This is a genomic window from Streptomyces sp. NPDC058001 (assembly GCF_042886315.1).
Taxonomy (GTDB): domain Bacteria; phylum Actinomycetota; class Actinomycetes; order Streptomycetales; family Streptomycetaceae; genus Streptomyces.
This window is the reverse complement of sequence record NZ_JBHVQT010000004.1, coordinates 611,294-637,628: the sequence shown is the minus strand read 5'-3', so window position 1 is coordinate 637,628 and position 26,335 is coordinate 611,294. Positions and strand designations below refer to the sequence as shown.

The 26,335-nt window shown below is 69.5% G+C and carries 24 protein-coding genes; 7 read left to right on the top strand and 17 right to left on the bottom strand.

The features are described from left to right. Positions 1 to 142: 142 nt before the first annotated feature. The 3 genes from ACFVT5_RS12725 to ACFVT5_RS12715 all read right to left on the bottom strand — a co-directional run bounded on the left by ACFVT5_RS12725 (position 143) and on the right by ACFVT5_RS12715 (position 3,954). The gene (locus ACFVT5_RS12725) at positions 143 to 2,101 is read right to left on the bottom strand and encodes a hypothetical protein (protein ID WP_389885173.1); all 1,959 of its coding nucleotides are present in this window, start codon (positions 2,099 to 2,101) and stop codon (positions 143 to 145) included. A 123-nt stretch (positions 2,102 to 2,224) separates the two neighbouring features. Further along, positions 2,225 to 3,310, bottom strand: coding sequence for a hypothetical protein (locus ACFVT5_RS12720; protein ID WP_389885172.1), 1,086 nt, complete (start codon positions 3,308 to 3,310; stop codon positions 2,225 to 2,227). Then, positions 3,298 to 3,954, bottom strand: a complete 657-nt coding sequence (locus tag ACFVT5_RS12715) for a hypothetical protein (RefSeq protein ID WP_389885169.1) — start codon at positions 3,952 to 3,954, stop codon at positions 3,298 to 3,300. The genes ACFVT5_RS12720 and ACFVT5_RS12715 overlap by 13 nt, the downstream gene beginning before the upstream one ends. A gap of 209 nt (positions 3,955 to 4,163) precedes the next feature. On the opposite strand from ACFVT5_RS12715, the gene ACFVT5_RS12710 reads away from it, so the two are divergent. Continuing rightward, entirely contained in the window at positions 4,164 to 5,174 is a 1,011-nt protein-coding gene (locus tag ACFVT5_RS12710; RefSeq protein WP_389885166.1) for an NlpC/P60 family protein, read from the top strand. A gap of 292 nt (positions 5,175 to 5,466) precedes the next feature. Further along, the gene (locus ACFVT5_RS12705) at positions 5,467 to 6,183 is read left to right on the top strand and encodes a phosphatase PAP2 family protein (RefSeq protein ID WP_389885163.1); all 717 of its coding nucleotides are present in this window, start codon (positions 5,467 to 5,469) and stop codon (positions 6,181 to 6,183) included. Between the two features lie 392 nt (positions 6,184 to 6,575). Here the strand turns inward: ACFVT5_RS12705 and ACFVT5_RS12700 are convergent, their stop codons facing one another. After that, complete coding sequence (locus ACFVT5_RS12700; protein ID WP_389885160.1) at positions 6,576 to 8,159, bottom strand: FAD-binding oxidoreductase; 1,584 nt, start codon at positions 8,157 to 8,159, stop codon at positions 6,576 to 6,578. A gap of 174 nt (positions 8,160 to 8,333) precedes the next feature. Beyond that, complete coding sequence (locus tag ACFVT5_RS12695) at positions 8,334 to 8,516, bottom strand: hypothetical protein (RefSeq protein WP_389885157.1); 183 nt, start codon at positions 8,514 to 8,516, stop codon at positions 8,334 to 8,336. Positions 8,517 to 8,720: 204 nt separating this feature from the next. Between ACFVT5_RS12695 and ACFVT5_RS12690 the strand changes: the two genes are divergently transcribed. Beyond that, a complete protein-coding gene (locus tag ACFVT5_RS12690) occupies positions 8,721 to 9,560 on the top strand; it encodes a hypothetical protein (protein ID WP_389885154.1) in 840 nt (279 codons plus the stop codon). Between the two features lie 182 nt (positions 9,561 to 9,742). Next, a complete protein-coding gene (locus ACFVT5_RS12685; protein WP_389885304.1) occupies positions 9,743 to 9,895 on the top strand; it encodes a hypothetical protein in 153 nt (50 codons plus the stop codon). A gap of 75 nt (positions 9,896 to 9,970) precedes the next feature. Here the strand turns inward: ACFVT5_RS12685 and ACFVT5_RS12680 are convergent, their stop codons facing one another. Beyond that, positions 9,971 to 10,330, bottom strand: a complete 360-nt coding sequence (locus ACFVT5_RS12680) for a metal-sensitive transcriptional regulator (RefSeq protein ID WP_389885152.1) — start codon at positions 10,328 to 10,330, stop codon at positions 9,971 to 9,973. A gap of 228 nt (positions 10,331 to 10,558) precedes the next feature. Between ACFVT5_RS12680 and ACFVT5_RS12675 the strand changes: the two genes are divergently transcribed. Together ACFVT5_RS12675 and ACFVT5_RS12670 are read left to right on the top strand one after the other, a co-directional pair. Continuing rightward, on the top strand, positions 10,559 to 11,179 hold the full coding sequence (locus tag ACFVT5_RS12675) for a DUF47 domain-containing protein (protein WP_389885149.1): 621 nt from the start codon (positions 10,559 to 10,561) through the stop codon (positions 11,177 to 11,179). 6 nt (positions 11,180 to 11,185) lie between these two features. Beyond that, on the top strand, positions 11,186 to 12,184 hold the full coding sequence (locus ACFVT5_RS12670; protein ID WP_389885146.1) for an anion permease: 999 nt from the start codon (positions 11,186 to 11,188) through the stop codon (positions 12,182 to 12,184). A 166-nt stretch (positions 12,185 to 12,350) separates the two neighbouring features. Here the strand turns inward: ACFVT5_RS12670 and pstB are convergent, their stop codons facing one another. The 11 genes from pstB to mshD form a co-directional block, all read right to left on the bottom strand. After that, complete coding sequence (pstB, locus tag ACFVT5_RS12665; RefSeq protein ID WP_389885143.1) at positions 12,351 to 13,127, bottom strand: phosphate ABC transporter ATP-binding protein PstB; 777 nt, start codon at positions 13,125 to 13,127, stop codon at positions 12,351 to 12,353. A 43-nt stretch (positions 13,128 to 13,170) separates the two neighbouring features. Next, positions 13,171 to 14,235 carry a phosphate ABC transporter permease PstA gene (gene pstA, locus ACFVT5_RS12660; protein ID WP_389885141.1) on the bottom strand — a complete coding sequence of 355 codons (1,065 nt, stop codon included), beginning with the start codon at positions 14,233 to 14,235 and terminating at the stop codon, positions 13,171 to 13,173. After that, the gene (pstC, locus tag ACFVT5_RS12655; RefSeq protein WP_389885139.1) at positions 14,232 to 15,239 is read right to left on the bottom strand and encodes a phosphate ABC transporter permease subunit PstC; all 1,008 of its coding nucleotides are present in this window, start codon (positions 15,237 to 15,239) and stop codon (positions 14,232 to 14,234) included. The genes pstA and pstC overlap by 4 nt, the downstream gene beginning before the upstream one ends. 101 nt (positions 15,240 to 15,340) lie before the next feature. Then, complete coding sequence (gene pstS, locus ACFVT5_RS12650) at positions 15,341 to 16,474, bottom strand: phosphate ABC transporter substrate-binding protein PstS (RefSeq protein WP_389885136.1); 1,134 nt, start codon at positions 16,472 to 16,474, stop codon at positions 15,341 to 15,343. Positions 16,475 to 16,791: 317 nt separating this feature from the next. Further along, complete coding sequence (locus tag ACFVT5_RS12645) at positions 16,792 to 17,214, bottom strand: NUDIX hydrolase (RefSeq protein ID WP_389885134.1); 423 nt, start codon at positions 17,212 to 17,214, stop codon at positions 16,792 to 16,794. After that, complete coding sequence (locus ACFVT5_RS12640; RefSeq protein ID WP_389885131.1) at positions 17,211 to 18,254, bottom strand: CHAD domain-containing protein; 1,044 nt, start codon at positions 18,252 to 18,254, stop codon at positions 17,211 to 17,213. The genes ACFVT5_RS12645 and ACFVT5_RS12640 overlap by 4 nt, the downstream gene beginning before the upstream one ends. After that, the gene (locus tag ACFVT5_RS12635; RefSeq protein WP_389885128.1) at positions 18,235 to 20,463 is read right to left on the bottom strand and encodes an RNA degradosome polyphosphate kinase; all 2,229 of its coding nucleotides are present in this window, start codon (positions 20,461 to 20,463) and stop codon (positions 18,235 to 18,237) included. Before ACFVT5_RS12635 ends, ACFVT5_RS12640 begins: the two co-directional genes overlap by 20 nt. Before the next feature lie 259 nt (positions 20,464 to 20,722). Next, positions 20,723 to 21,697 (bottom strand): ABC transporter permease, encoded by a 975-nt coding sequence (locus ACFVT5_RS12630; RefSeq protein WP_389885125.1) that lies wholly within the window; start codon positions 21,695 to 21,697, stop codon positions 20,723 to 20,725. Then, complete coding sequence (locus ACFVT5_RS12625; RefSeq protein WP_389885122.1) at positions 21,694 to 22,662, bottom strand: ABC transporter ATP-binding protein; 969 nt, start codon at positions 22,660 to 22,662, stop codon at positions 21,694 to 21,696. The genes ACFVT5_RS12630 and ACFVT5_RS12625 overlap by 4 nt, the downstream gene beginning before the upstream one ends. Continuing rightward, positions 22,659 to 23,093: a GntR family transcriptional regulator gene (locus ACFVT5_RS12620; RefSeq protein WP_389885119.1), complete on the bottom strand. Its 435-nt coding sequence runs from the start codon at positions 23,091 to 23,093 to the stop codon at positions 22,659 to 22,661. Before ACFVT5_RS12620 ends, ACFVT5_RS12625 begins: the two co-directional genes overlap by 4 nt. 130 nt (positions 23,094 to 23,223) lie before the next feature. Next, complete coding sequence (mshD, locus tag ACFVT5_RS12615; RefSeq protein WP_389885116.1) at positions 23,224 to 24,165, bottom strand: mycothiol synthase; 942 nt, start codon at positions 24,163 to 24,165, stop codon at positions 23,224 to 23,226. A gap of 321 nt (positions 24,166 to 24,486) precedes the next feature. Here mshD and ACFVT5_RS12610 point away from each other — a divergent pair, with 321 nt between their 5' ends. Next, positions 24,487 to 26,310, top strand: coding sequence for a bifunctional metallophosphatase/5'-nucleotidase (locus tag ACFVT5_RS12610; protein WP_389885113.1), 1,824 nt, complete (start codon positions 24,487 to 24,489; stop codon positions 26,308 to 26,310). Positions 26,311 to 26,335: the final 25 nt, after the last annotated feature.

The following is a 26,335-nucleotide window of genomic DNA, read 5'->3' as shown; positions in this document are numbered from 1 at the left end:
ATACGAAGGACCGCATGGTCACTCTGTGTATCACGCGGGGTCACGCCGGGCAATGAAGGACCCCGAAACCTGTCACGTGGTTGTGTCGTTGTTCCCCTTTACCGTCATCCCCATTTTTACCCCGCGCGGCTGTGAGGCGGCGTCAGAGTCCGTAGCCGAGGCCGTTGGTGAGGACGTAGGCGCACTCCGTGTACAGGTAGCCGTTGCGGATGTTGGCGGTGTCGCTGCCGGGGGTGGTGACGGTGGGGTTGTCCACAGGCTTGTGGAGGAAGTAGTACGTGCCCGGGGGCAGGCTCAGGGTCTTGCTCGGGTAGTTCCTGCCGCTCGCCTTGCAGGCGCTGAACTGGGCGCTGATCGCGGTGCTGTAGGTCGTGCAGCCCGCGCAGCGCTTCAGCTTCATGCTGCCGGTGACCGGGCCGGTGAACAGGACCTCGATCTCGTCGGGGCTGTCGTTCTTGAAGGTGACGGGGATGCTGCCGCCGGGGTTGCCGGTCGAGGGCAGTCGCTTGCCGGCCGCGGGTTCGGTCTGGGCGATCTCGGCGGCGATGACGATCTTCTGCGCGCGGGCCCGGTTCTTGTCGTTCTTGTAGCTCGCGATGAAGTCGTCCAGGGTGCCCTGCGCGGCCTTGAAGTCGCCGTCCTTGTACTGGTCGACACCACAGGCGTACGAGCCGGCCGCGAGCTTGGACTCGGCGCGGCCGGCGTCCTTGTGGAGCGCGTCGGTGACGCCCGCCTTGTCGCCCGGCAGGCGGAGCGCCTGGCGGTTCAGGACGCGCAGGCGGTCGGTGGCGTCGCAGGGCTTGTCGCCCTTGATGCCCTTGGCCGCGGCGTCTATCGCGGAGCTGACGGCCGGTTCGACGCGGGCGGCGGGCTCGGACTCCGGGAAGGTGCGCAGGAGTTCGCCGAGGTTGCCGTCGGGGGCGTCGACGCTTTCGGTGACGCCGAGCTCGGTCACGCCGCACTCGTACAGCGAGGTGGCGAGCCGGTCGTCGGGCCAGCCGGCGAGGGAGCCGAGCCGTTCGCGGTCGATGACCTTCGGCACGGTCCGCAGATAGGTCAGCGGCGCGACGGCCTCGCAGTACTTCTTGTCCGCGTACGGCGCCCCGACCGTCTTGTAGTACGCGGTCAGCCGGTCGGGTACGCGGTGGGCCGCGCGCGAGTCCGGGTGGTCGTCGCCGAGGTCGCCGTAGAGGGTGAGCGCCTTGCGGAAGTCGGCCTCGCCGGTCGTGAACGGCCGGCCGGCCGCGGCGCGGACGAGCCGGTCGGCGTTGTCGAGCCGGTCGAGCAGCATCTGTTCGACGGCCTCGTCGTGCGCGGCGCCGTACGCCACGACGCCGCCCGCCGGGACGGCGAGCAGCACCAGGCCGAGGACGAGCGCGATGGGGGCGCGCGGCGGCCACGACAGGGGCGTACGCAGCGCGCGGAAGGCGCCATGAAGCGCGGCGAGCGCGAGGAGGACGAGATACGCGACGAGTGCGCCTCCGGAGACGCCGTCGACGTCGGCGGGCAGCGCGACGAACAGCAGCGCGGCGGTGGCGACCCAGCACACTCCCGTGGCACCCCAGCGGCGCAGCAGCGCGTACCCGATGCCGAGCCCGCTGAGGTTCAGCAGCGCGACGGCGACGGCCCGCAGCGGGTCCGCGGGGCCGGAAGGGGCGGGGGGCCGGGGCGGCGGCCCCCCGAGCAGGAACTCGCCGGGGGAGAAGTCGGGGGGCAACGGGCCGCCGGGGGGCGGGCCGTAGGGATTTTCGGGTGCGGAGGGCGCGGAGGGCGTCGGTCCGGCGGGCGACGGGCCGGGCGGTGGGCCGTAGGGCTGGTAGGAGGGCGGCGCGGGCGACTGCGGTGGGACCGACGGCTGGGCAGGTGCCTCAGCGGGTGCCTGTGCGGGTGGCGGTGGCGGTACGGGCGTCGGTGGCTGTGCCTGTGACGGTACTGACGGCTGGTCGGGCGTCTGTGTCGATCGCTGCTCGGGGATCCGGTCCGACGGCTGCTCGGACGGCGGTGTGTTGGGCGTAGGCGTCTGCGCCCCGCCGGTCGCCCCGGCCCCCGTGCCGCCGTCCCCGCTCTCTTTCCCGTTCTCAGGTCGCTGGTCCCAGACCATGACGCCTCGACTCCCCCTGGTCGCCGGACGCCCGGTCGACGCCCGTCCCCCCCGCACTGCCCGGCCACTCCTACGGAGTGAGATGCCCCGGAACTCCGGGCGCCACGCACGATACGCAGTGTGTCAGCGGTTGACCGACTGGATTTCCTGGACCGTCACGTTCTGGTCGTCCCCGAATGTCCCCTCGGGTAGATCCACGGGTCCCGGGACCCCCGTACCGGCCCAGTGGATCTTCCAGGTGACCGTCGCCTGGAGCTTGTACGTGTCGTCGCCGGAGGAGCGCAGGTACTTCACGCCGCACGGTGGGGTTCCGCCCGACTTGCCCTTGCTGTACGGCTCGCCGATGCGGCCGTTGGTGATCCGGCACTCGCCCGACGCGGGATAGGTGATCGCGTCGTCCGTGCCCGGTTCGATCTTCAGCGAGACGGGTTCCGCGGTCGTGGTCGCGGTGATGTTGAGCAGGGGCACCGACGCGGTGACGGAGACCGGCTTGAACTGGGCGCCGTTCAGCCATGCCCAGGTCGGCAGGTTCACCTTCGTGGTGCCGGCGGGGGCGAGGTCGACCTCCGTCGACGGGACGCGGATCTCGGCGTACGCGAGCATGGCGAGCATCTCCGGAGTGATGGCTTCCGGAATGTTGGCGGGCGGCGGGTCGCCCTGGTCGACCCAGAAGTAGGGCTCGTCGCAGTTCAGCGCGCCGGGGTCGCCCTCACGGCCCGGGGTGACGTAGGAGGACCACCAGTGGCCCTTGCCTTCCTTGTCCTTGTTGAAGTCCGTGTACGGCTTGCCGTTGACGTACCGGTCGCGCTGGGAGACGTCCCACTCGTGGCCGGTCGACTCGGCGTTCCAGATGGGCTCCAGATAGTCCTTGAGCTGGTCCGGGGAGTACTTCGGCGCGTAATAGCAGGCGGGTGGCGTCCAGTTGGAGGAGGACGTGGTGACCGGTCCCGCTTTGGGGCCCGAGCCGTTCTTGGAGCGGTCGAAGACGACGGCGCCCGCCGTGGCCGATATGCCGCCGTCCTGCTGGCCCCCGTCGACCTGGGTCTCCGAGCCGGAACCGTTGCCCCCGGGCACGATGTCCGCCCAGGCGGGCGGGGTCGCGGCCAGGACCAGGGCGCCCGCGACGGCGGCGGCGCCCGTGGCCCGTTTCCAGGACGTGACCCTTTTCCAGGGTGGCAAGGCCGTCAAGGCGGACGTCAAGGCTGACATGATGAAGCTCCCCGTGTGGAAATGATCTGCGACGTCTGCCAGACGCCCGCTCCGTTCTTGTCGAGGCGGGTGTTGTAGAAGACGTAACTGTTCTTCGTGACCGGGGTCTTGGAGATCTCACCGGTCTTCTTGTCCTTGCTGAAGCCCTTGCTCTCGTCCGCGCAGAAGGTCAGCACGGCGGACGTCTTGCCCTTCAGCGTGACCGTCCGGTCGTAGTACCGGGCCTCGCCCGTCATCGTCGCGTTCGCCTTCTTGAACTGCCCGACCCAGTCGAGCGCGGCCTCCAGCGCCTTGCCGGTGTTGTAGAACGCGAGCGCCTCGCCCTTGGCGTCGGTGCCGGTGATCGCGGCGTCCACCGCGCGCATGCGCTGCTCGTTGTCGGCGAGTACGGCGTCCTTGACGGCGTCCCCCGTCTTCGCCCCCTCGAACGTCAGCTTGAGGTCGCCGGGCAGTGTGATGTCCGGCCGGCCGGCGCCCGCCGGTTCCGACGCGCTCGTGCTGGGCGTCGCCGACTCCTTGGCGCTCGTTTCGGCGCCCGAGATCTTGTCGTCCGGTGCCTTGTCGTCCCCGCCGCAGGCGGACAGCGCGAGGGTCGCCGCGGTGGTGAGCGTGGCCACGGTGAGCAGCGTGGAGCGGCGGTTCACGGTCGACTCCCGTTGGGTGGGTGAGGGTTGGCTGGATCGGCACTCACGCTATCCAGGGCCGGTTCGTGGCACCAGGGCGGAATCTTTGCCACCGGGGAGGATTCTGTGAAGGCCGGGCCCCGAGACCCCGGCGATGCCCCCTGGTCGGCGCGGCCCGCGCCTCTACACTGGCGAACGGTGGACTGCGGTGCGGCGAGAGGCGGTTGACGGTGCGTAAGGCGTGGATCGTGGCCGGGGCCGCCGCCAGCGGTGGGCTCGGGTTCGTCATGCTGCTCGTCGTCGGGACGTACATGGTCGCCGGGAACCTCACCAACGGCATCGGCAAAGGCGCCGTCGGTCTCGCCAAGGGCGCGGTGCCGGCCGCGTACCAGCCGCTCGTGCAGCAGTGGGGGAACCTCTGCCCCGCGATCAACCCGGCGCTGCTCGCCGCGCAGCTCTACCAGGAGAGCGGGTTCAACCCGAACGCGAAGAGCCCCGCAAAGGCGCAGGGCATCGCGCAGTTCATCCCCGGTACCTGGGCCACGCACGGCATCGACGGGAACGGTGACGGGCAGCGGAACGTCTGGGACCCGCAGGACGCCATTCCGTCGGCGGCCTCGTACGACTGCGAGCTGGCCAAGTATGTGAAGGACGCGCCGGGCGACCCGACCGAGAACATGCTCGCCGCCTACAACGCGGGCGCGTACGCGGTCATCAAGTACGGCGGCGTCCCCCCGTACCGCGAGACGCAGAACTATGTGAAGACCATCCGCAGTCTGGAGCAGAGCTTCGCGCGGCCCGTCGGGCGGGTGCAGCCCTCGCAGCAGGCCGCGGGCGCCATCTACTACGCGCAGCAGAAACTCGGCACCGAGTACCTGTGGGGCGGCAACGGCACCGCCGACCAGGGGGGCCGCTTCGACTGTTCCGGGTTGACCAAGGCCGCGTACGAGACCGTGGGGATCGAGCTGCCCCGGGTCGCCAACGACCAGTACAACGCGGGCCCGCACCCCGCACGTGACGAACTGCTCCCCGGTGACCTCGTCTTCTTCTCGGACGACCTCACCAATTCGCGCGCCATCCGGCACGTCGGCATCTATGTCGGCGGCGGCTACATGATCGACGCGCCGCGTCCCAACGCCGTCATCCGTTTCGACCCGATCGACACCCCCGACTACTTCGGTGCGACGCGTGTGACCGAAGACGGCGCGAAAGCGCTGCCGACCGGTCCGTCGAACGTCTGATCAAGGTCGCGCGGGCGGGTTCCAGGCGCTGAGCGCGCGTGTGATGATGGTGCACCCGACGTCGGCCGCCTGGCCGGATCTCGCCGGATTCCCCTCCCTGACCACACCCGCTGAGCTGCGGCGATGTGTCTCTCTTCGATAACGTCTGCGTGATCATTCGGTGGAGAGTGGAACGTATGAAGGGGGACTGTGCGTTCCTCTTGCTGAAGCGGATCTACGACCGCGGGGGTTGGTGGAGTGGCGCACAGCGACGTGCGCCCGCGCGCGCATGAGGACGAAGGGGCCGGGCACCATGGCTGGACTCGACGAGACATCCGGGTCGAACCCTGACGTCAGCCTGCTCTACGACATCAACGGCCTGGCCAAGGCCGCGCCGGGCTGGCTAGACCGGACGGTGGGCTTCATCGGGGAGTACGGGCTGCTGGTCGGCATGGTCCTGCTCGTGCTGTGGGCCTGGTGGACCCTGCGCCGCCGTGCCGCGACCCTGGGGGACGCCGCCTCGTCCACCGCCGCCGTGCTGTGGGCGCCGCTCGGTGCGGCCGTCGCGATCCTGGTGAACGTGCCGATACGCGGCTTTGTCGAGCGCCGCCGGCCCTTCCTGGACCACCAGGGCCTTGAGGTCCTGGTCGATGGGAAGACCGACTTCTCGTTCGTCAGCGATCATGCGACGCTCGCCATGGCGATGGGCGTCGGCCTCTTCGTCGCGCACCGCAGGATCGGTCTCGCGGCCATCGGGCTCGCCGTGGTCGAAGGCTTCTGCCGGGTCTACATGGGCGTGCACTATCCGACCGACGTCATCGGCGGCTTCGCGCTCGGTACGGCCGTCGCGCTGCTGCTCTCGCCGCTCGCGACCGCGTTGCTCACTCCGCTGGCGCGGGCTGTGGGGGCGTCTCGGCGGGTGGGGTGGGTGGTGTGGCGGCGGTCTGCGGTGACGGTGGCTCAGGAGACGGTGGGGATTCCGGAGGCCAGGACTCCTGGGGGGTCCGGGGACCGGGATCTCGCGGCGTAGTCGCCTCGCGCTCGCGTCGGAGGAGGGCCCGGCCGGCTGCGCCGGCGGCGGCTGCTGTGGCGGCCGAGGTGAGGGTCCAGATGCCGGCGTTGGGGTGGGGGGTGCCGTCCTCGGCCGTGGCGGAGGCCAGGGCTGCGCCCGCGGTCAGGAGGGCTGCGGCTATTGCCGTGCCGGCGGCTATTCGGGTCGGCGGTATGTGGGTCATGTGCTCAGCGGAACTCCGGCGGCGGGGTTGAGCTAGCTGAGCGGGGCTGTTCGGGGTACCCGCCGTGGTCGGGGTGCAGGTCCGTCGTGGTTGTGCCCACCCTCCCCCAAGGACTCCGACAAGCTCCGTCCAGGGGGGACCCCCATCGCCCTGCGAGACGCCTGCCCACAACCAGGTTGGGTTGGGTTTACAGGGACTGGGGGTTGCTGAAGAAGTTGGTTGGGTCGTGCTGCTTCTTCAGTTTCTGTAGGCGGGGGGCCGCTTGTCCGTAGTACGCCTGGCGCCAGTTGGTGAGGGTTGGGTCTGTGTAGTTCTGGTAGGCGGCGCCTGAGGCGTGGGGGGTCATTGCCTTGTGGGCCGTTGTCAGCCAGGTCGTCGCCGCGGTGCCCGAGGTGTCCGGGCGCCAGGACGCGATGTACTGGGCGAGCATCCGGGAGCGGCGGTGCACGAACGCCGTCGCCGTCGGGTCGACCCGGTTGACCGCCCCGCCGAGCGCGGTCAGCGCGATGCTGCCGGTGCCGCCCTGGACGGACCGTACGCGGGACAGCAGGGTCTGGATCCCGGCGGCGGACAGGGAGCGGTCGAAGAAGTCGGAGCGGGCCGCGTACGTCTCGCGCTGAAGGGCGCCGCGCGGGGTCCGACCCGGGGTCGGCCCCGGCATATGGCACTGCGCTTCGTCGCCGAACGCCGAGCAGCCGGCGTACACCTCCATCGACTCCTGGTACGAGCGCCGCTTGAGGGAGACGCTGCTCGCGGAGGCGCCGACGCGGTCGGCGAGCCGGTCGACGGCGTTCTGGAGTTCGCCGTACGTGCCGAGCGAGAAACAGGCGACCGAGACGGTCGGGGTGCCGCCGGCGGAGTTCGCGAGATGCGCCGACGACCAGATCTCGTCGGGCTGCTCGGGACCCCACTCCTGCCACGCCCCGAGCACCGCGGCGGCGCGGCTCCACGGCCACGACAGATACGCGGTCACGCCCTGCGGGGCCGGATGCGTACGGAAGCGGAGTTCCGTGACGACGCCGAAGTTGCCGTTCCCGGCGCCGCGCAGGGCCCAGAACAGGTCGCTGTTCTCCCGGTCGTTCGCGACGAGTTCCTTGCCGTCGGCCGTGATCAGGGTGGCCTGGGTGAGGCTGTCGCAGGTCAGCCCGTAGGCGCGGGACACGACTCCGTGGCCGCCGCCCAGGGTGAGACCGGAGACGCCGACGGTGGGGCAGGAGCCGGCCGGTATGGTCACGCCCTTCGCGGCGAGCGCGCGGTACACGTCGATGAGCTTGCAGCCGGCGCCGACGACCGCCTCGTCCCCGCTGACCCGGATCCGCGACAGCTTCGACACATCCACGATCAGCCGGCCGTCGCCCGACGACCAACCGGCGTAGGAATGGCCGCCGTTGCGGATCGCGACGGGGATGTGGTGCGCGCGGGCGTACGCGAGGGCCGACCGGATGTCGTCGGTGTGCGCGACATAGGCGACAGCCGTCGGTTTCAGGCCATCGAAGCGGGTGTTGTAGAGCTGGCGTGCCGTCGTCCAGTCGCGGTCGCCCGGCCGCACGAGCGGTCCGTCGAGGTCCTGCGCGAGGGCCTTCCAGTCGGCCGGTCCGGTGGCGCTCGCGGTCGCGGAACCGGAGTGGGTGGCGGGGGTCCCGGTGGTGCGGGGCGTACCGGTGGCGGTTCCCGGCGCGCCGCCGGTCCCGTCACCGCCGGCGCCGCACGCCCCGGTCACGCCCATGGTCAGTGCCGCCGCGCCCGCCCCGATGAACGTACGCCGTTCCATGTCGCCTCCCCGTGGAGTCCCGGCCGGTCCGTCGCGGGTCCCGTGGAACGGGACGACCCTGCGGACCCCAGGGTTCCACGGGGATACGGGCAGGCAAGGGGGCTTGGTTCAAAGGAGGCGCGATGGAGTCCGGATCGATAAGTATCGACAGGCGGGAGGTGTGGTGCGGTGGGTTCAGATGGCGAGTGGTGGGGCGTGTTCGGCGGCGTCGGAGCGGGCCTTGCTGCGGGCCCGGCGGGCCGGGCCGCGCCAGCCGCAGGTGCATCGGGCGGAGATGAAGCGGCCCTTTTCGACGGTTGTCGTGGTGTGGCCCCCGGAGGAGGACGGGGACCCGGTCAGGTCCTGCTGATGCGCCACGGGTCCACGGTACCGAGCGGTGGGGTCGACCGCGGACCGCGCCCGTGGACCGGACGAAGGGCCGTCAGGGACCGAGCGGAGACCGGCTGGAGACCGGCCGGAGACCGATCGTGGCGCGGCCTCGCGCGTGACGAGCGCACCCACCCGTCGTTATCCGGACGACAGGGGGCGCCCTGTCGGGACTGACTTGGGGGTCGGCAGCCGATGGTGGTGCGACAGCATGGGCGGACGGGCGGCGCGCTGGTCGTGGCCGTCGCGGTGGCGGGTCTGATGACGGGCGCCACGGGGTGCTCCGAGTCGGGGGCCGCCGCCGAGACCGTGGACCCCGGCGATCCGGTCGACGCCGTGCACCGCGCGGCGGGCGAGCTGATCCGCGCCGGTTCGTCCAAGGCCCGTACCGCGATGGAGATGGCCACCGGCGGGACCCGTGTCACCATCCGGGGCCAGGGCGTCTACGACTACAAGGACCGGCTCGGGCAGTTGCGGGTGATGCTGCCGCAGGACGCGACCGGCGCCACCGAGCACCGCCCCATCACGGAGCTGCTCGCACCCGGCGCCCTCTATATGAAGAACCGCGGCGCGGGTGTCCCCGCCGACAAGTGGGTCCGCGTGGACACGGCGTCCCTGTCGGACGGGAATCTGGTCACGGGTGGCGCGACCGATCCGCTGGCCGCCGCCGAACTGTTGCGGGGCGCCGAGGAGGTGACCTTCGTCGGGGAGACGGAGGTCGCGGGCGCGCCGGTGCGGCACTACCGGGGGATCACCGATCTGGCGCGGGCGGCGAAGGTGTCGTCCGCAGAGACCGGCCAGGCGCTCGCGGCGGCGGCGAAAGGCTTCTCGCGTACGGAGGTGCCCTTCGACGTGTACCTCGACGATCAGGGGCGGGTCCGTAAGCTGCGGCACGAGTTCAGTTTCACCAACGCGGGCCGGAAAGAGCCGGTCGCGGTCGCCTCGACAACGCTGCTCTACGACTTCGGGACGCCCGTGTCCGTACGGCTTCCGGACGAGCGGGACATTTACGCGGGGAAGATCGCGGAGCCGTAGTCCCGGCGTCGTAGCCCCGGCGCCCGTGGTCGCGGGCCGTGGTCGCGGGGCCGTGGTGACGGCCCTGGGCCAGGGGGCGCCGACCGGTCGGGCGGGCCGGAAATGGTCCGTCCGTGCCATGCGCGGTGCGTAGGCCGCTCCCTACTCTAGGAAGTCGGCGACGGCAGGAAGAGGTGATGTGCGTGGCAGCGTCGACCGCGACGGCGGTGCAGGACTACGTCGCCCTGGCCGAGATCGAGATGTGCGGCGAACTGATCATCGCCGCGTCGGCGTCCCTCGACGAACGCCTCAGCGCCGACCGCATCGACGAGGTGCTGCGTGTCGGCCACGAGTGATGGGCGGGTTCCGGCCAGGCGGTGTCCTGATCCGTTCCCTAGAGGTCCCGTAGAGGTTCCGTAGCTGGCCCTTGGTCAGGTCCTGAGCAGGCGGGCGATCGCCTTGGTGGCCTCTGCGACCTTCGCGTCGATCTCCTCGCCGCCCTTGACCGCCGCGTCCGCGACGCAGTGGCGCAAATGCTCCTCCAGGAGCTGGAGGGCGAAGGACTGGAGCGCCTTTGTCGACGCCGAGACCTGGGTCAGTATGTCGATGCAGTAGACGTCCTCGTCGACCATGCGCTGGAGGCCCCTGATCTGGCCCTCGATCCTGCGCAGCCGCTTGAGGTGCTCGTCCTTCTCGTGGTGGTAGCCGTGCACTCCGCGGTCGTGGTCGGTCACCACGTCCTGCGCCGTGGAGGGCGCGTCCGTCGTCGCGTCGGCCTCGGTGGTCGTCATCGCGTCCTCCTGCTGAATGCTGCCCCGGGGGGCCGTGTGTCACGGTTGTCCCTATATACCCTGGGTGGGTATATAGTACCGAACTTTCCTGGGTACGGGACGGTTGGCCCGGGCCCCGTGCTGATCAGCTTGCCCAATGGGCGACACTGGGAACGCCGGTTAGCTGTGGCCGGATGATGCGCTTAGCATCACCCTGACCGAAAACCAAAGCATCCCGAGGACCCCAACGTGCGCTTTCGTCTGACCCCCAGGGAGACGAGCTTCTACGATATGTTCGCGGCGTCCGCGGACAACATCGTGACCGGCTCGAAACTCCTGATGGAACTGCTCGGGGCGGACGCCTCCGCTCGGGCCGAGATCGCAGAGCGCATGCGGGCCGCGGAACACGCCGGGGACGATGCCACACATGCGATCTTCCACCAGCTGAACTCCTCCTTCATCACGCCGTTCGACCGCGAGGACATCTACACCCTCGCTTCGTCCCTCGACGACATCATGGACTTCATGGAGGAAGCCGTCGACCTGGTCGTGCTGTATCAGGTCGAAGAACTTCCCAAGGGTGTCGAGCAGCAGATCGAGGTGCTGGCACGGGCCGCCGACCTGACCGCCGAGGCGATGCCGAATCTCCGCACGATGGACAACCTCACCGAGTACTGGATCGAGGTCAACCGGCTGGAGAACCAGGCGGACCAGATCCACCGCAAACTGCTCGCGCAGCTTTTCAATGGCAAGTATGACGCCATGGAAGTACTGAAGCTGAAGCAGATCGTGGATGTGCTGGAAGAGGCGGCCGACGCTTTCGAAAAGGTCGCCAACACCGTGGAGACCATCGCGGTCAAGGAGTCCTGAGCGTACGTGGACACCTTTGCGCTGGTCGTGACCATCGGGGTCGCGCTTTTCTTCACGTACACCAACGGATTTCACGATTCGGCCAATGCGATCGCGACATCCGTGTCCACTCGGGCGCTGACTCCTCGGGCCGCCCTCGCCATGGCGGCCGTGATGAATCTCGCGGGCGCCTTTCTTGGCAGCGGGGTCGCCAAGACGGTGAGCGAGGGGCTGATCGCCACGCCTGAGGGCGGCAAGGGGATGGGCATCCTCTTCGCCGCGCTCGTCGGCGCGATCATCTGGAACCTGGTCACCTGGTACTACGGGCTGCCGTCGTCCTCGTCGCACGCGCTGTTCGGCGGCATGGTCGGCGCCGCGCTCGCCGGCGGTACGGATGTGATCTGGTCCGGGGTGGTCGACAAGGTCATCATCCCGATGTTCGTCTCACCGGTGGTCGGGCTTGTCGTCGGTTATCTGGTGATGTGCGCGATTCTGTGGCTGTTCCGTAAGGCCAATCCGCACAAGGCCAAACAGGGATTTCGGATAGCGCAGACCGTCTCGGCGGCCGGGATGGCGCTCGGGCACGGGCTTCAGGACGCGCAGAAGACCATGGGTATCGTCGTGATGGCGCTGGTTATCTCCGATGTCGAGGACTACGGGGATCCCATTCCGATCTGGGTGAAGATCGTTTGTGCGGTGATGTTGTCGCTGGGGACGTATGCCGGTGGGTGGCGGATCATGCGGACGTTGGGGCGGAAGATCATTGAGCTTGATCCGCCGCAGGGATTTGCCGCCGAGACCACGGGGGCTTCCATCATGTTCGGGTCGGCGTTTCTTTTCCATGCGCCTATTTCTACGACCCATGTGATTACTTCGGCGATTATGGGCGTGGGGGCTACTAAGCGGGTTAATGCGGTGCGGTGGGGTGTTGCCAAGAACATCATCCTGGGCTGGTTCATTACGATGCCCGCTGCCGCTTTTGTCGCTGCGCTCAGCTATTGGGTGGTGCAGCTCGCTTTCGGGTGACCCCGCCGTCGTGGGCGTTGTGCCCACCCGTCCCGCCCTGCGGGACGCCTGCCCACAACGCGGTCACGACGAAGTTCTCGTACCAAATACGCGGGCCCGCCCCCCGGGAGCCAGGGGGCGGGCCCTTTTCCTCGCGGTGGCACCGCCATGCAGCACCGCGAGGGGTCTAGCCGAAGCGGCCCGAGATGTAGTCCTCGGTCGCCTGCACCGACGGGTTGGAGAAGATCCGCTCGGTGTCGTCTATCTCGATGAGCCGGCCGGGCTGGCCGACTGCCGAGAGGTTGAAGAAGGCCGTACGGTCCGAGACGCGGGCGGCCTGCTGCATGTTGTGCGTCACGATGACGATCGTGAAGCGTTCCTTCAGCTCACCGATCAGGTCCTCGATGGCGAGCGTCGAGATCGGGTCGAGCGCGGAGCACGGCTCGTCCATCAGGAGAACGTCCGGCTCGACCGCGATGGCGCGGGCGATGCACAGCCGCTGCTGCTGACCACCGGAGAGACCCGAACCGGGCTTGTTCAGGCGGTCCTTGACCTCGTTCCAGAGGTTGGCGCCCTTGAGTGACTTCTCGACGACATCGCTGAGCTGGCTCTTCTTGTACGAGCCGTTGAGCTTGAGGCCCGCGGCCACATTGTCGAAGATCGACATCGTGGGGAACGGGTTCGGGCGCTGGAAGACCATGCCGACCGTACGGCGCACGGCCACCGGGTCGATGTTCGTGCCGTACAGGTCCTCGTCGTCCAGGAGCACCTTGCCCTCGACGCGGCCACCGGGGGTGACCTCGTGCATACGGTTCAGGGTGCGCAGGAAGGTGGACTTGCCGCAGCCGGACGGGCCGATGAAGGCCGTCACGGAGCGGGGCTCCACGGTCATCGAGATGTCCTCGATCGCTTTGTGGGCGCTGTAGTAGGCGGTCAGGCCGCTGACGTCGATTCGCTTGGCCATGGTGGGGATCACTACTTCTTTCGAGAGGGTCGCTTCGGCCGCGTCAGCGGCCCGTCTTGGGGGCCTTCCAGCGGGCGATGCCGCGGGCCACCAGGTTGAGGATCATGACGAAGCCGATCAGGACGAGGGCCGCTGCCCAGGCACGGTCGTAGGCCGCGCCCTCTCCCGCGCTGTTCGCGTACTGCTGATAGATGTACAGCGGCAGCGACGCCTGTGCGCCTTCGAAGGGGTTGTTGTTGATGTAGGCCGCGCCCCAGACCAGCAGCAGGACGGGGGCGGTCTCACCGGTGATCCGCGCGACGGCGAGCATCACACCGGTGGTGATACCACCGATCGACGTCGGCAGAACCACCTTGAGGATGGTCCGCCACTTGGGGACGCCCAGCGCGAGGGACGCCTCGCGCAGCTCGTTCGGGACGAGCTTGAGCATCTCCTCCGTGGAGCGGACCACGACCGGCATCATCAGGATGGACAGGGCCAGGGATCCGGCGAAGCCGGAGTAGTCCATGCCCATCATCAGGATCCAGAAGCTGAGGATGAACAGACCCGCGACGATCGACGGGATACCCGTCATGACGTCGACGAAGAAGGTGACGGCCTTGGCGAGCTTGCCCCGTCCGTACTCGACGAGATAGATCGCGGTCATGATGCCGATGGGCACCGAGATCAGGGTGGCGATGCCGACCTGCTCCAGGGTGCCGATGAGCGCGTGATAGACACCGCCGCCGGGCTGGGTGTCCGCGATGCCCATCATCGAGTGGGTGAGGAAGTAGCCGTCGAAGACCTTGACACCGCGCTTGACGGTCTCCCAGATCAGCGAGGCCAGCGGGATGACGGCGAGGATGAAGGCGACCCAGACGACGCTGGTGGCGAGCCGGTCCTTGGCCTGCCGGCGGCCCTCGACCTTCGCGGCGATGACGTACGTACCGAAGACGAAGAGCAGGGCGGCGATGAGGCCCCACTGGACCTTGCTGTCGAGTCCGGCGGCGAGGCCGATCCCGACCGCGACGACGACCGCGCCGACGGCGATCGCCCAGGGCGACCAGCGCGGCAGGGTCGCGCCCCGAAGGGTGGAGGACGGACGCTTGTCCGTGACTGCGTGGCTCATCCGTTGGCCCCCGAGTACTCCTTGCGGCGGGCGATGATCGCGCGGGCTCCGCCGTTGACCAGCAGGGTGATCACGAAGAGGACGAGACCGGAGGCGATGAGCGCGTCACGGCCCGATCCGCTGGCCTCGCCGAACTTGCTGGCGATGTTCTGGGCGAAGGTACCGCCGCCCGCGTCGAGCAGGCTGGCGTTGATCTCGAAGGTGGACGAGAGGACCGTGGCGACGGCCATCGTCTCGCCGAGCGCGCGGCCGAGGCCCAGCATCGAAGCGGAGATCACACCGGAGCGGCCGAACGGCAGGACGGCCATGCGGATGACCTCCCAGCGCGTGGCGCCGAGGGCCAGCGCGGCTTCCTCGTGCATCTGCGGAACCTGCCGGAAGACCTCACGGCTGACGTTGGTCACGATCGGCAGGATCATGATCGCGAGCAGGATGCCGACGGTGAGCATGGAGCGGGCGGGGCCGCCCTGCCACTCGAAGATCCCGGTCCAGCCGAAGTAGGTGTCGAGCCAGCCGAACAGGCCGTTCATGTGCGGTACGAGGACCAGGGCGCCCCAGAGGCCGTACACGATGGACGGTACGGCGGCCAGCAGGTCGATGACGTAGCCGAGGAGGCCGCCGATCTTGCGCGGCGAGTAGTGCGAGATGAAAAGGGCGATGCCCACCGCGATCGGGACCGCGATGAGCATGGCGATGAGTGCGGAGACGACCGTGCCGAACGCCAGCACCGCGATGCCGAAGTACGGCGGATCGATGCTGGTGTTCCACTCGAAGGTGGTGAAGAAGTTGCCCTCGTTCTTACTGAGGACGATCGCGCTGCGGTAGGTCAGGAAGCCGGCGATGGCGGCCATGACCACCAGCAGGAAGATGCCGGAACCCCGGGAGAGTCCGAGGAAGATCTTGTCGCCGGCGCGCGAGGTGCCACGGGCGCGCTGACTCAGGGATTCGGCGGCCTGGGGGGTGGGGGGAGGTGGTGCGGTGTTCTGCGGTGTCGATATGTCCATAAGAGTCTCCGGTCTGCGGGGCCACACGGTGGGGTGGCTCCAGGCGGCGGTGCACCGGACGGTGCGGGCGGACCCGGATCGGGTCCGCCCGCACGCTCAGGTCAGCTCAGGGACGCGACGGTCTCGCGAACCTTGGTCGCGATCTCGGTCGGGATCGGGGCGTAGCCGGCGTCCGACAGAAGGCCCTGGCCCTCCTCGCTCGCGATGTAGGTGAGGAACGCCTTCGTCGCGGGCAGCGTCTCCGCCTTGTTGCCCTTCTCGCAGACGATCTCGTACGTCACCAGGGTGATCGGGTACGCGCCCTCGGCGGTGGGCTTGTAGTTCAGCTCAAGGGCGAGGTCCTTGCCCTTGCCGACGACCTTGGCCGCGGCGATCGCCTTGGAGGCGTTCTCCGTGGTGGCCTTGACGGGGGCCGGGGCGTCCGTCTTGACGTCGACGGTGCTGATGCCGTCCGAGGCGTAGGACAGCTCGAAGTAGGAGATCGCACCGGCGGTCTGCTTGACCTGCTGCGCCACACCGGAGGAGCCCTGCGCGGACTGGCCGCCCTTGGCCTGCCACGCCTTGCCGCCCTCGTACTTCCAGTCCGCCGGGGAGGCGGCCTTGAGGTACTTGGTGAAGTTGTCCGTGGTGCCGGACTCGTCCGAGCGGTGGAACGCCTGGATCTTGGTCTTGGGCAGCTTGGCGTCGGGGTTCAGCGTCTTGATCGCCTTGTCGTCCCACGTCTTGATCTTGTCGTCGAAGATCTTCGCGAGGGTGGGGGCGTCCAGGACGAGGGTGTCCACGCCGGGGACGTTGAAGCCGATGGCGATCGGGCCGCCGACCATCGGGAGGTCGATGGCCTGGCTGTCCTTGCAGACCTTGGCGGACTCGGTGATCTCCTCGGGCTTGAGCGCCGAGTCGGAGCCCGCGAAGGCCGTCTGGCCCTGCACGAAGTTGGTGACACCCGCGCCGGAGCCGTTCGGGTTGTAGTTGATCTTCACGTCCTTGCAGGCGGCCGTGAAGTTCGTGACCCACGCGTCGATCGCGTTCTTCTGCGCGGAGGAGCCGGCGGCCAGCAGGTTGCCCTTGGCGTCGTCACACTTGATCGAACCGGACGAGGCGGTCGCCTTGCCGCTGCCACCGGTCGAGCCGCTGCTCGTGTCGTCGGAGCCGCACGCCGTGAGCGCCAGGGCGCCGGAGACGGCGACTGCACCGAGGGAGAGGGCGCGAAGCCGGTTCTTGCGCTGAAGCTTCACTTCTTGGAGTTCCTTCCAGGAGCCGCCGGAAACCTGACGGCATGCGGTGTCGTACGTAACGGTGTTCCGTGTGCTTCCGCGGGGCCGGCCGGAGTGGACGGCTCGCGGTGCGTAAGGCCGAAATTAGGCAGAACAGGTGAAGTGGCCTATGGCCGTAGGTGAACGGAGGGTGAACCCCTGCGGTCGGTGCGGTGAGGTAACGGAACGGATTACGTCGTGTCTCGCGGGGGTCTCGGTTGCCGTTGCCTTTCGGGGCGCCCGGTACTTGGGCTGTGCCCACCCGTTCTGCCGTGCGGGACGCCTGCCCACGGCGGGAGTTACGCGAGATGGAGGGCCGTCAGCAGGTCGTCGACCAACGTCTTGTCCCTGGGGTGGGTCACGTGCGTGCGGGCCTGTCTTGGCGAGAGCCAGACGATGCGGTCGACCTCGTCGTTTGGCGCGAAAATGCCTTCCGTGGCTTCCGCCGCCCAGTACGTCACGCGCTTCGGACGGCCGTTCGCGAGATAGCGGACCGTCGGGAGGCCCGCGCCCGGCACACAGTGGTAGCCGGTCTCCTCCTCGACCTCCCGCAGCGCGCCTGTGAGGACGTCCTCATCGCGTTTCAGCTTTCCCTTGGGGTGCGACCAGTCGTCGTACTTGGGCCGGTGGACCAGACAGATCTCCAGTCCACCGTCGATCCCGGACCGTCGCCACAGGACACAGCCGGCGGCCAGAACGGTGCCGTTGCCGTCCGTCGTCATCTCCTCACCGCCTCCCTCAGCCAGACCTCTTGGAACGCGTACCGCGCGGCCTCGACCTCGTGCCGCTGGTCGGCGTGCAGAACACCCAGCGCGTACGCCGTCGCCGGGGCGATCCGGGGGGTGCGGGCCGCCGAGGCCGCCGCCGCTGCCGCCTCGGCCGCGTCCAGGTGCCGGTTCAGGGCCGCGCCCGCGCCCGCGATGCGCGGGTCGGTGAGGTCGTCGTCGCCGGTGCCGGCCAGCACCTCGCGCGCGTACCGGTGCAGGCGGAGCAGGAGGCGGACCTGGTGCCAGGGGGAGTCCTGGGACTGGGGTGCGGGGTCGGCGGCGAGGCCGTGGACGAGGGCTTCCGCGTTGTACGGGTGGCCCGCCTGGAGCAGCGGGAGCGCGGCCACCGCGTCGAGCAGCCGGGACTCGGCCTCCGCGGCGAGGGGCTTCAGGTCGGCCGTGGCTGCCGTGCGGGAGAGGGGGACCTCGCTGGCCAGGACCGCCACGTTGTCCGCGACGGCGTGGAAGCGGGAGGAGCCGAGTGCTTGCAGCGCCGCGGAATGCGCCCGCGTACGGGCCAGTGTCAGCTGGCGTTCCAGTAGCGCGCCCGCCTTTGCCGCCCCCACCGTCAGAGTGCCCTGGGCCGGACCGCCGCTGCTCGGGGGCGGGATCGCCGGGCCGGCGCCGGCGGGGGAGGGCACGGTAGCGGTGCCCGAGAGTCTTTGCAGTGCTGCCAAGAGGCGTTCCAACCGACCCCCGTACGCGTGTTCCCGGGCCAGCGTGCCCGAGAGCCAGGCTAGTTCCGGGCGCAGGGCGTCGGACCACTCGGCGTCGAGGAGCGGCCGGAAGGTGTGGAGTGTGCCGCTGATGCGGCGCGCGCAGCGGCACAGTTGCCGGGCCGCGTCGACGGTCTCCTCACTTCCGTTGGTGGCTCCCCCGCTCTCGCGGTGCAGCCGCAGCGAGCGGAGGAAGTCCGTGGCCCGGTCCTGCAGATAGGCCGTCAGGACGTCGCCCGCCGCGGTCTGTGCCGAGAGTTCATGGTGTTGCTGTGCCACGCCGGCGCCTCCGGGCGTCTATGAGCGTCTCCTGTACGTTCCGCAGGGGCTGGCCGTCCGCGTCGGTGGCGTGCCGGTTCCACTCGCCGTCCGGGCCCAGGTGCCAGGAGCTGGTGGAGTCGGACATACCGGTCTCCAGGAGCCGGTTCAGGGACGCCCGGTGGGCCGGGTCGGTGACCCTGACGAGCGCTTCGATACGGCGGTCCAGGTTGCGGTGCATCATGTCCGCGCTGCCGATCCACACCTCGGGCTCGCCGCCGTTGCCGAAGCCGAAGATCCGGGAGTGCTCCAGGAAGCGGCCGAGTACGGACCGTACCCGGATGTCCTCCGACAGGCCGGGGACCCCGGGGCGCAGGGCGCAGATGCCGCGGACCCAGATGTCGACCGGGACGTCCGCCTGTGACGCGCGGTAGAGCGCGTCGATGACGGCCTCGTCGACCATCGAGTTGACCTTGATGCGGACATGGGCCGGGCGTCCGGCGCGGTGGTGCTGGATCTCCTTGTTGATACGGGAGATGAGGCCGTCCCGCAGGGACTTGGGGGCGACCAGGAGCCGGCGGTAGGTCTCGCGGCGCGAGTAGCCGGACAGCCGGTTGAAGAGGTCCGAGAGGTCGGCTCCGACCTGCGCGTCGGCGGTCAGCAGCCCCAGGTCCTCGTAGAGCCGGGCGGTCTTGGGGTGGTAGTTGCCGGTGCCGACGTGCGAGTAGCGGCGGAGCGTCTCGCCTTCCTGACGGACGACCAGGGACAGCTTGCAGTGCGTCTTGAGACCGACGAGGCCGTAGACGACATGGCAGCCGGCCTCCTCCAGCTTGCGGGCCCACTTGATGTTGGCCTGCTCGTCGAAGCGCGCCTTGATCTCGACCAGTACGAGGACCTGCTTGCCGGACTCCGCGGCGTCTATCAGCGCGTCCACGATCGGCGAGTCGCCCGAGGTCCGGTACAGGGTCTGCTTGATCGCGAGCACGTCACGGTCGGACGCGGCCTGTTCGAGGAACGCCTGCACGGACGTGGAGAAGCTGTCGTACGGGTGGTGCAGCAGCACGTCCCGCTCACGCAGGGCGGCGAAGATGTCCGGCGCCGACGCGGACTCGACCTCGGCGAGGTCGCGGTGGGTGCCCGCGATGAACTTGGGGTACTTCAGCTCGGGCCGGTCGAGGGAGGCTATGCCGAACAGACCGGTCAGATCGAGCGGGCCCGGCAGCGGATAGACCTCGGCCTCGCCGATCTTCAGCTCGCGCACCAGCAGGTCCAGGACATAGCGGTCGATGGACTCCTCGACCTCCAGGCGCACCGGCGGGCCGAAGCGGCGCCGCATGAGTTCCTTCTCCAGGGCCTGGAGCAGGTTCTCGGCGTCGTCCTCCTCGACCTCCAGGTCCTCGTTCCGCGTGAGCCGGAACATGTGGTGCTCCAGGACCTCCATACCGGGGAACAGCTCTTCGAGGTGGGCGGCTATGACGTCCTCGATCGGCACATACCGCGAGGGCGACGCCTCCAGGAAGCGGGACAGCAGCGGCGGCACCTTGACGCGGGCGAAGTGCCGGTGACCGCTGACCGGGTTGCGCACGACGACCGCGAGGTTCAGCGACAGACCCGAGATGTACGGGAAGGGGTGCGCGGGGTCGACGGCCAGCGGGGTCAGGACGGGGAAGATCTGGTGCCGGAACAGGGTGAAGAGCCGGGCCTGCTCCTTGTCCGTCAGCTCGCCCCAGCGGACCAGGTGGATGCCCTCGTCGGCGAGCGCGGGCGCCACGTCCTCCTGGTAGCAGGCGGCGTGCCGGGCCATGAGTTCCCGGGAGCGGGCCCAGATCATCTCCAGCACCTCGCGGGGCTGGAGGCCGGAGGCGGACCTGGTCGCGACGCCGGTGGCGATGCGCCGCTTCAGTCCGGCGACGCGGACCATGAAGAACTCGTCCAGGTTGCTCGCGAAGATCGCCAGGAAGTTCGCGCGCTCCAGGAGGGGCGTCTGGGGGTCCTCGGCGAGTTCGAGCACCCGCTCGTTGAAGGCGAGCCAGCTGCGTTCGCGGTCGAGGAAACGGCCCTGGGGCAGCTGCTCGCCCTCGCTGTCGTCCTCGTACTCGTCCAGATCCGCGTCCAGGTCCGGCTCCAGGTCGGACACCGCGGCGGCGACGGTGTGCGGCCGGTGGGCGGCGATGGAACCCACGGACGGCTGGACGTGCTGGATCTGTGCCTGGGCATCTTGCTGGCTCATGCCTCCATGGTGCCGCGCGAGGGGCTTCACCGGCGCGTCGGAGCGCGCCGGAGTCAGGCGGAGTGTCCCGTTCGCAGGACGGTCGGGCACAGCGGGCTGCATTCACCGAGCGTCGCAAGCTCGTCTGAATCATTGGTTACGAGGACATGACGTGCAGGACATCGGCGAACGGCCCCCGGGGTTCGCACCGCCGGGGACCGCTTGCTTCGGGTAGGCCGTCAGGGGGATGTGCGTCAGGGACGGGCCTCAGTGAGGTGCGTCAGGGGGTGCGGGCGCGCAGGACACGGAACGTGACGAAGACGGCGACGGCCGCGAGTGCGAGGACGATACCTGTCTCGACGAACTGGAGGGGCCAGTGGTGGGAGGTCGGGTGGTAGTCCATGTACTGGCCGACGATGTCGTGCCGGTCCTGGCAGGACTCGAACTCCGACCACTTGTGGACGTTGTCGCAGAGGGTGTTGGGCACCCGCTCGCCGGACCCGTTGACCCAGCCGTAGGCGACCGGCCAGATCGGTCCTGAGGGCTGATCGTCGCCCAGTTCGTTTATCCAGGACATGGTCGAGCTGGGCCACAGTCGGGGCCGGAAGTAGATCAGGACGAGCTGGACGGCCACCGTCGCCACCACACCGGTGGCCAGGGCGGTGATCGTGCGCCGCGTCAGGGCCCCGATCAGCGCGCCCACGGCCACGCCGAGCAGGCTGAGGGCGACGAGGACCGGTCCGCTCGACTCGTAGGTGCCGGTGTCGTACCAGTACGTGCCGCTGTCGGCGGCCATCGGGCGCCAGGTGACGCGGTAGATCACGACGAGCGCGGTCGACAGGGCCATGGCGGCCGTCGCGAAGACCGCGAGCCGTGACGCGAGCCAGCGTGTCGGGGTGACGGACTGGGTCCAGGCGAGGCGGTGCAGTCCGCCTTCCAGTTCGCGGGCGATCACCGGGCCCGCGACCAGTGCGGCGAGCAGGGGCGGAACGGCGAGCAGGGTGAGGCCGCCGGAGTCGGCGAAGAGCCGGTGCCAGCTCTCGGCGTACGGGTAACCGAGGAGGCTCGTGCCGCACTCCTCGACCCGGTCGGCGCCGGCCATACAGGCCGCCCGGTCGGGTGCCAGCTGCTTCCACAGCCGGACCCCGCCCGCGAGGAAACCGGCCAGCACCACCAGGCCGAGCCCGAGCCACAGCGTCCTGCGGTGCAGCAGGACGGTCATCCGGTCCACGCCGGGCAGGGTGGGGGCGCTCACGCGGTCACCGCCGCGCGCTCGTCGGCCGCCGGGGTCGCGCTCGGGGTGAGCAGCGGTGGGGTGTCCGGGGCGCGGAGATGGGCGAGCAAGATGTCCTCCAGGGGAGGTTCGGCCGTCTCCCAGGCGGCGTCGACCGGGCCGTCGGGGCGGATCAGGGCGGTGGTGCCGCGCCCGGTGGCGCGGGCTTCGACCACGGTGTGCGCGGCCAGTTCCTCGACCGGGCCGCGCCCGATGACCTGGGTGTGCGCGGCGATCAGGTCGTCGATGCCGCCGCCGAGCCGTATCCCGCCGTCGCTGACGAGCAGCAGATAGTCGCAGGCGCCGGCCAGCTCGCCCAGGATGTGCGACGACATCACGACGGTGGTGCCGCGATCGGTGGCCTCGGCGAGCAGGGTGCCCATCAGCCGGTGCCGGGCGAGCGGGTCGAGGTCGGCCATCGGCTCGTCCAGGAGCAGCAGGTCGGGGCGTTTGCCGAGGGCGAGGGCCAGGGCGACCCGGGTGCGCTGGCCGCCGGAGAGCGCGCGGATCCGGGCGGCCGGGTCGAGGTCGCCGTCCGCGACGATCCGCTCGGCGAGTGAAGCGTCCCAGCGGCCCGGGTTCAGCTCCCGGCCGAGCGTCAGCGTCTCGGCGACGGTGAGCTGCGGGTAGAGGGGTTTCTCCTGGGCGATGTACCCGATCCGCTCACGTGCTGTGGCCGGGTCGGTGCCGAGGACGCGCAGGGTGCCCTCGGTGGGGCGGTCGAGTCCGGCGGCGAGTGTGAGGAGCGTCGACTTGCCCGCGCCGTTGGGCCCGACGACGGCGCAGACCCGCCCGGCCGGCAGCCGGAAACCGCAGTCGCGCAGCGCCCATCCGGTGTCGCCGGGGCGGGAGGTGGTGCGCGTGGTGGTGGTGCGGGTGGTGCTGCGGGCCCGCCGTCCGCCGTAGCGCTTGCCGAGGCCGGCCGCCTCGATGGCGGTGTCGGTCATACGTGATCTCCCTTGGAGCGGTGGACGGTGGGGTTCGGCGCCGGGTCCGCCGGTGCGGGCGTGAAGTGCTCGTCCAGTACGGCCGCGAACAGGGCGCTCACGTCGTCCCGGTCGAGCCCTGCCGTACGGGCCCGCGCGGCCCAGCCGGACAGTTCGGCACGCAGCGGTGAGTCCGCGGCGCCGCTGCCCAGCGAGCGGCGGACGAAGGTGCCGAGGCCGCGCCGGGCCTCGACAAGCCCTTCGTTCTCCAGCTCGCGGTACGCCTTCAGCACGGTGTTGGGGTTGATGGCGGTGGCCTCCACGACCTCGCGGGCCGTGGGCAGCCGGTCGCCCGGTTCGAGCAGTCCCAGGCGGAGGGCCTGTTTGGTCTGCTGGACGATCTGGAGGTAGGTGGCGACGCCGCTGCGCCGGTCGATCCGGAACTCGACCACTCTTAACCACCCTTTCACTAATTGAGTAGTGAAAGGGTGGTGCAAAGAAGGGGGCGGCGTCAAATCACGCCGCCCCCTGGGGCCCCACGGACCTCTCGGCCCGCTCCTCTGACTGCCCGAACCGTCCGGTCTACGACTCCGTGCGATACATGAGATCCGTCTCATAGGTCACGAAACCCAGCCGCTCGTACACGGCCACCGCCGCCGTGTTGTCCGCGTCGACATAGAGCATCACCGTCGGCAGGGCGGACGCCGCGAGATGGCGCAGCCCGATCGTGGTGAGCGCCTTGCCGAGGCCGCCGCCCTGCGCGCCGGGCCGGACCCCGAGTACGTACACCTCGCCGAGCTGTTCCTCGGCGTGCGTCTTCGTCCAGTGGAAGCCGACGAGTTCGCGGTCCCCTTCGCCGCCGCCGGTGCGCTCGGCGAGGAAGAAGCCCGCCGGGTCGAACCATGGCTCGCCCATCCGGTCGTCCAGATCGCGCTGGGTCAGCGAGCCCTGTTCCGGGTGGTGCGCGAACGCCAGCGCGTTCACCTCCAGCCAGGCCGCGTCGTCCTGCCCCGGTACGAAGGTCCGTACCGTGACGCCCTCGGGCAGTACCGGGTCCGGCAGCGCCAGATCCGTCAACGCCCGCCGCATCTGGCGCAGTTCACGGAACAGCGTCAGGCCGAGGACCTGGGCGAGGTGCCGGGCCGCCGCGTGCCCGCCGTGCGCCCACACCCGCAGCCGCTTGCCGGACTCGGCGAGCAGCGCGGTGCCCAGCGCCCGGCCGTGCCCACGCCCCCGGTGCGCCGGACGCACGACGAGTTCGGCCGCAGGAGCCTCGACCGGGTCGGTGTCCTCCAGCTGCGCGTACCCGACCAGTTCGTCATCGACGCTCAGCAGCAGATGCCGTACGCCCGCGCGGGGGCCGCCGCGCAATTGCAGCCGGCCCTGCTCCGAGACCGCCTGCTGGCCGTCCTCGCGAGCGGCTTCGGCGATCAGCGCCAGCACCTCGTCGGCGCGGTCCGGGCTCAGTTCGGTACGGGTCTCGATGCGGCGGAGAGGCGCGGGGTGCACGGCGTCGCTGGTCATGGATACGAGAGTACGGCCGACCGTAACGCCATCTGCACGCAACCAGTCCGTAACCCTTACCCCCTGTTGCGCTACGCGCGTTGACCTTAGGCTGCGCTGCGCAGGACCCTAGAGCCTGTGTCACACCCCCGGCCGGGCCCGCGACGCCTGGCACGCACGCTCGCCCGTTGCCGGAGTGCCCAAGTGGCTCCGCTACGAGGACACTCCGGCGCCTTGCGATCGCACGCACCGGACGCCGCGCGCTGATCCGGCCGGGTATGTGACACAGGCTCTGCCTGCCCACCAAGCCGAAAAGCATCATCGATCCATACAGGGGGGCACGTGTCAGCCACGTCCCAGTCTCGTAAGCACGGAAAGTCCAGACGCGCGCATCGCGTTCTCATCGCGGGCGCCGGGCTCGCCACCATCGGCGCGCTCGTCGCGGCCCTGCCCGCCGTCGCCGGTCCCGAGAAGGACGACAAGCACGGCAAGGGCTCGACCGTCGACGTCCAGCTGCTGTCCTTCAACGACTTCCACGGAAACCTGGAGCCCCCGACCGGTTCGTCCGGTGAGGTCGTCGAGAGCCACGCCGACGGAACCACGGAGAAGATCAAGGCCGGCGGTGTCGAGTACCTCGCCTCCTCGCTGCGCACCGCCCGCAAGGGCCACCCGTTCAGCGTGACCGCCGCCGCCGGTGACCTCATCGGCGCGAGCCCGCTGCTGTCCGGAATGTTCCACGACGAGCCGACCGTCGAAGCGATGAACAAGCTCGACCTCGATGTCACCAGCGTCGGCAACCACGAGTTCGACGAGGGCGCGGCCGAGCTGGCCCGCATCCAGAACGGCGGCTGCCACCCGAAGGACGGCTGTTACGAGGAGGGGCGCAAGTTCAAGGGCGCCGACTACCCGTACCTGGCCGCCAACGTCACCAATGAGAAGACCGGCAAGCCCGTCCTCGCGCCCTACTGGGTGTGGGAGGAGAAGGGCGTCAAGGTCGGCTTCATCGGTGTGACCCTGGAGGGCACCCCGAACATCGTCTCGGCCGAGGGCGTCAAGGGCCTGAAGTTCCACGACGAGATCGAGACGGTCAACAAGTACGCGGACATCCTGGACAAGCAGGGCGTCAAGTCGATCGTCACGCTGATCCACGAGGGCGGCCTCCCGGCCTCCACCTCGTACAACTACGACTGCGACTCGCCGTCCGGCGGCTCCGGTATCTCCGGCCCGATCGTGAACATCGCCAAGGGCATATCGCCCAAGGTCGACGCCCTGGTCACCGGTCACACGCACAACGCGTACGCGTGCACCATCCCGGACCCCTCGGGCAACCCGCGCATGGTCACGTCGGCCTCCTCGTTCGGCCGGCTGTACACGGACACCACGCTCACGTACGACCGTCGCACCAAGGACATCGTGCGCACCAGCGTGAAGTCCGCGAACCACGTCGTGAACCGTACGCAGACCCCTGCGAAGGACATGACGGACCTGATCGGCGCCTGGAACAAGCTGGCCGCGCCGATCTCCAACCGTTCGGTCGGTTACATCTCCGCCGACATCCAGGGCCCCGGCATCCTCACGCGCCCGCCGGAGACGCCGCTCGGTGATCTGATCGCCGACGCGCAGCTCGCGCACGCCAAGTCGCTGGACCCGAAGGCCGTCGTCGCGCTGATGAACCCGGGCGGCATCCGGGCCGACCTCGTCTACAAGGCGAGCGGTCTTGAGGGCGACGGAGTCGTGACCTACGGCGAGGGCTTCACCGTGCAGCCCTTCAGCAACACGGTCAACCTCATCGACCTGACCGGCGCCCAGCTCGTGACCGCGCTCCAGCAGCAGGTCAGTGGCGTCAACACGGCCTCGCCGAAGTTCCTCCAGATCTCCGACGGTCTGACCTACACCGTGGACCTGACGAAGACCGGCGTGGACCGTGTCGTCGTCGACTCCATCAAGCTGAACGGTGCCGCGCTCGACCCGGCGGCCACCTACCGTGTCGCGACGAACAACTTCCTCGCGGGCGGCGGCGACGGCTTCGCCGAGCTGGGCAAGGGCAAGAACCCGCTGGTCGGCGGTGACGACCTCAAGGCGTTCACCGACTACCTGACGGCCAACTCCTCGGCGACGGCCCCCATCGCGCCGCCGAAGGCCGACCGGATCACGGTCGTGAAGTGACCCGTTGACCCGGTGACCCGTACGG

Coding starts and splice junctions, on each gene's coding strand:
- ACFVT5_RS12720 (WP_389885172.1), bottom strand. CDS start 3,310: ATGTCAGCCTTGACGTCCGCCTTGACGGCCTTGCCACCCTGGAAAAGG.
- ACFVT5_RS12705 (WP_389885163.1), top strand. CDS start 5,467: ATGGCTGGACTCGACGAGACATCCGGGTCGAACCCTGACGTCAGCCTG.
- ACFVT5_RS12690 (WP_389885154.1), top strand. CDS start 8,721: ATGGTGGTGCGACAGCATGGGCGGACGGGCGGCGCGCTGGTCGTGGCC.
- ACFVT5_RS12725 (WP_389885173.1), bottom strand. CDS start 2,101: ATGGTCTGGGACCAGCGACCTGAGAACGGGAAAGAGAGCGGGGACGGC.
- ACFVT5_RS12635 (WP_389885128.1), bottom strand. CDS start 20,463: ATGAGCCAGCAAGATGCCCAGGCACAGATCCAGCACGTCCAGCCGTCC.
- pstB (WP_389885143.1), bottom strand. CDS start 13,127: ATGGCCAAGCGAATCGACGTCAGCGGCCTGACCGCCTACTACAGCGCC.
- ACFVT5_RS12625 (WP_389885122.1), bottom strand. CDS start 22,662: ATGACCGACACCGCCATCGAGGCGGCCGGCCTCGGCAAGCGCTACGGC.
- pstA (WP_389885141.1), bottom strand. CDS start 14,235: ATGAGCCACGCAGTCACGGACAAGCGTCCGTCCTCCACCCTTCGGGGC.
- ACFVT5_RS12680 (WP_389885152.1), bottom strand. CDS start 10,330: ATGACGACCACCGAGGCCGACGCGACGACGGACGCGCCCTCCACGGCG.
- ACFVT5_RS12700 (WP_389885160.1), bottom strand. CDS start 8,159: ATGGAACGGCGTACGTTCATCGGGGCGGGCGCGGCGGCACTGACCATG.
- pstC (WP_389885139.1), bottom strand. CDS start 15,239: ATGGACATATCGACACCGCAGAACACCGCACCACCTCCCCCCACCCCC.
- ACFVT5_RS12645 (WP_389885134.1), bottom strand. CDS start 17,214: ATGACGACGGACGGCAACGGCACCGTTCTGGCCGCCGGCTGTGTCCTG.
- mshD (WP_389885116.1), bottom strand. CDS start 24,165: ATGACCAGCGACGCCGTGCACCCCGCGCCTCTCCGCCGCATCGAGACC.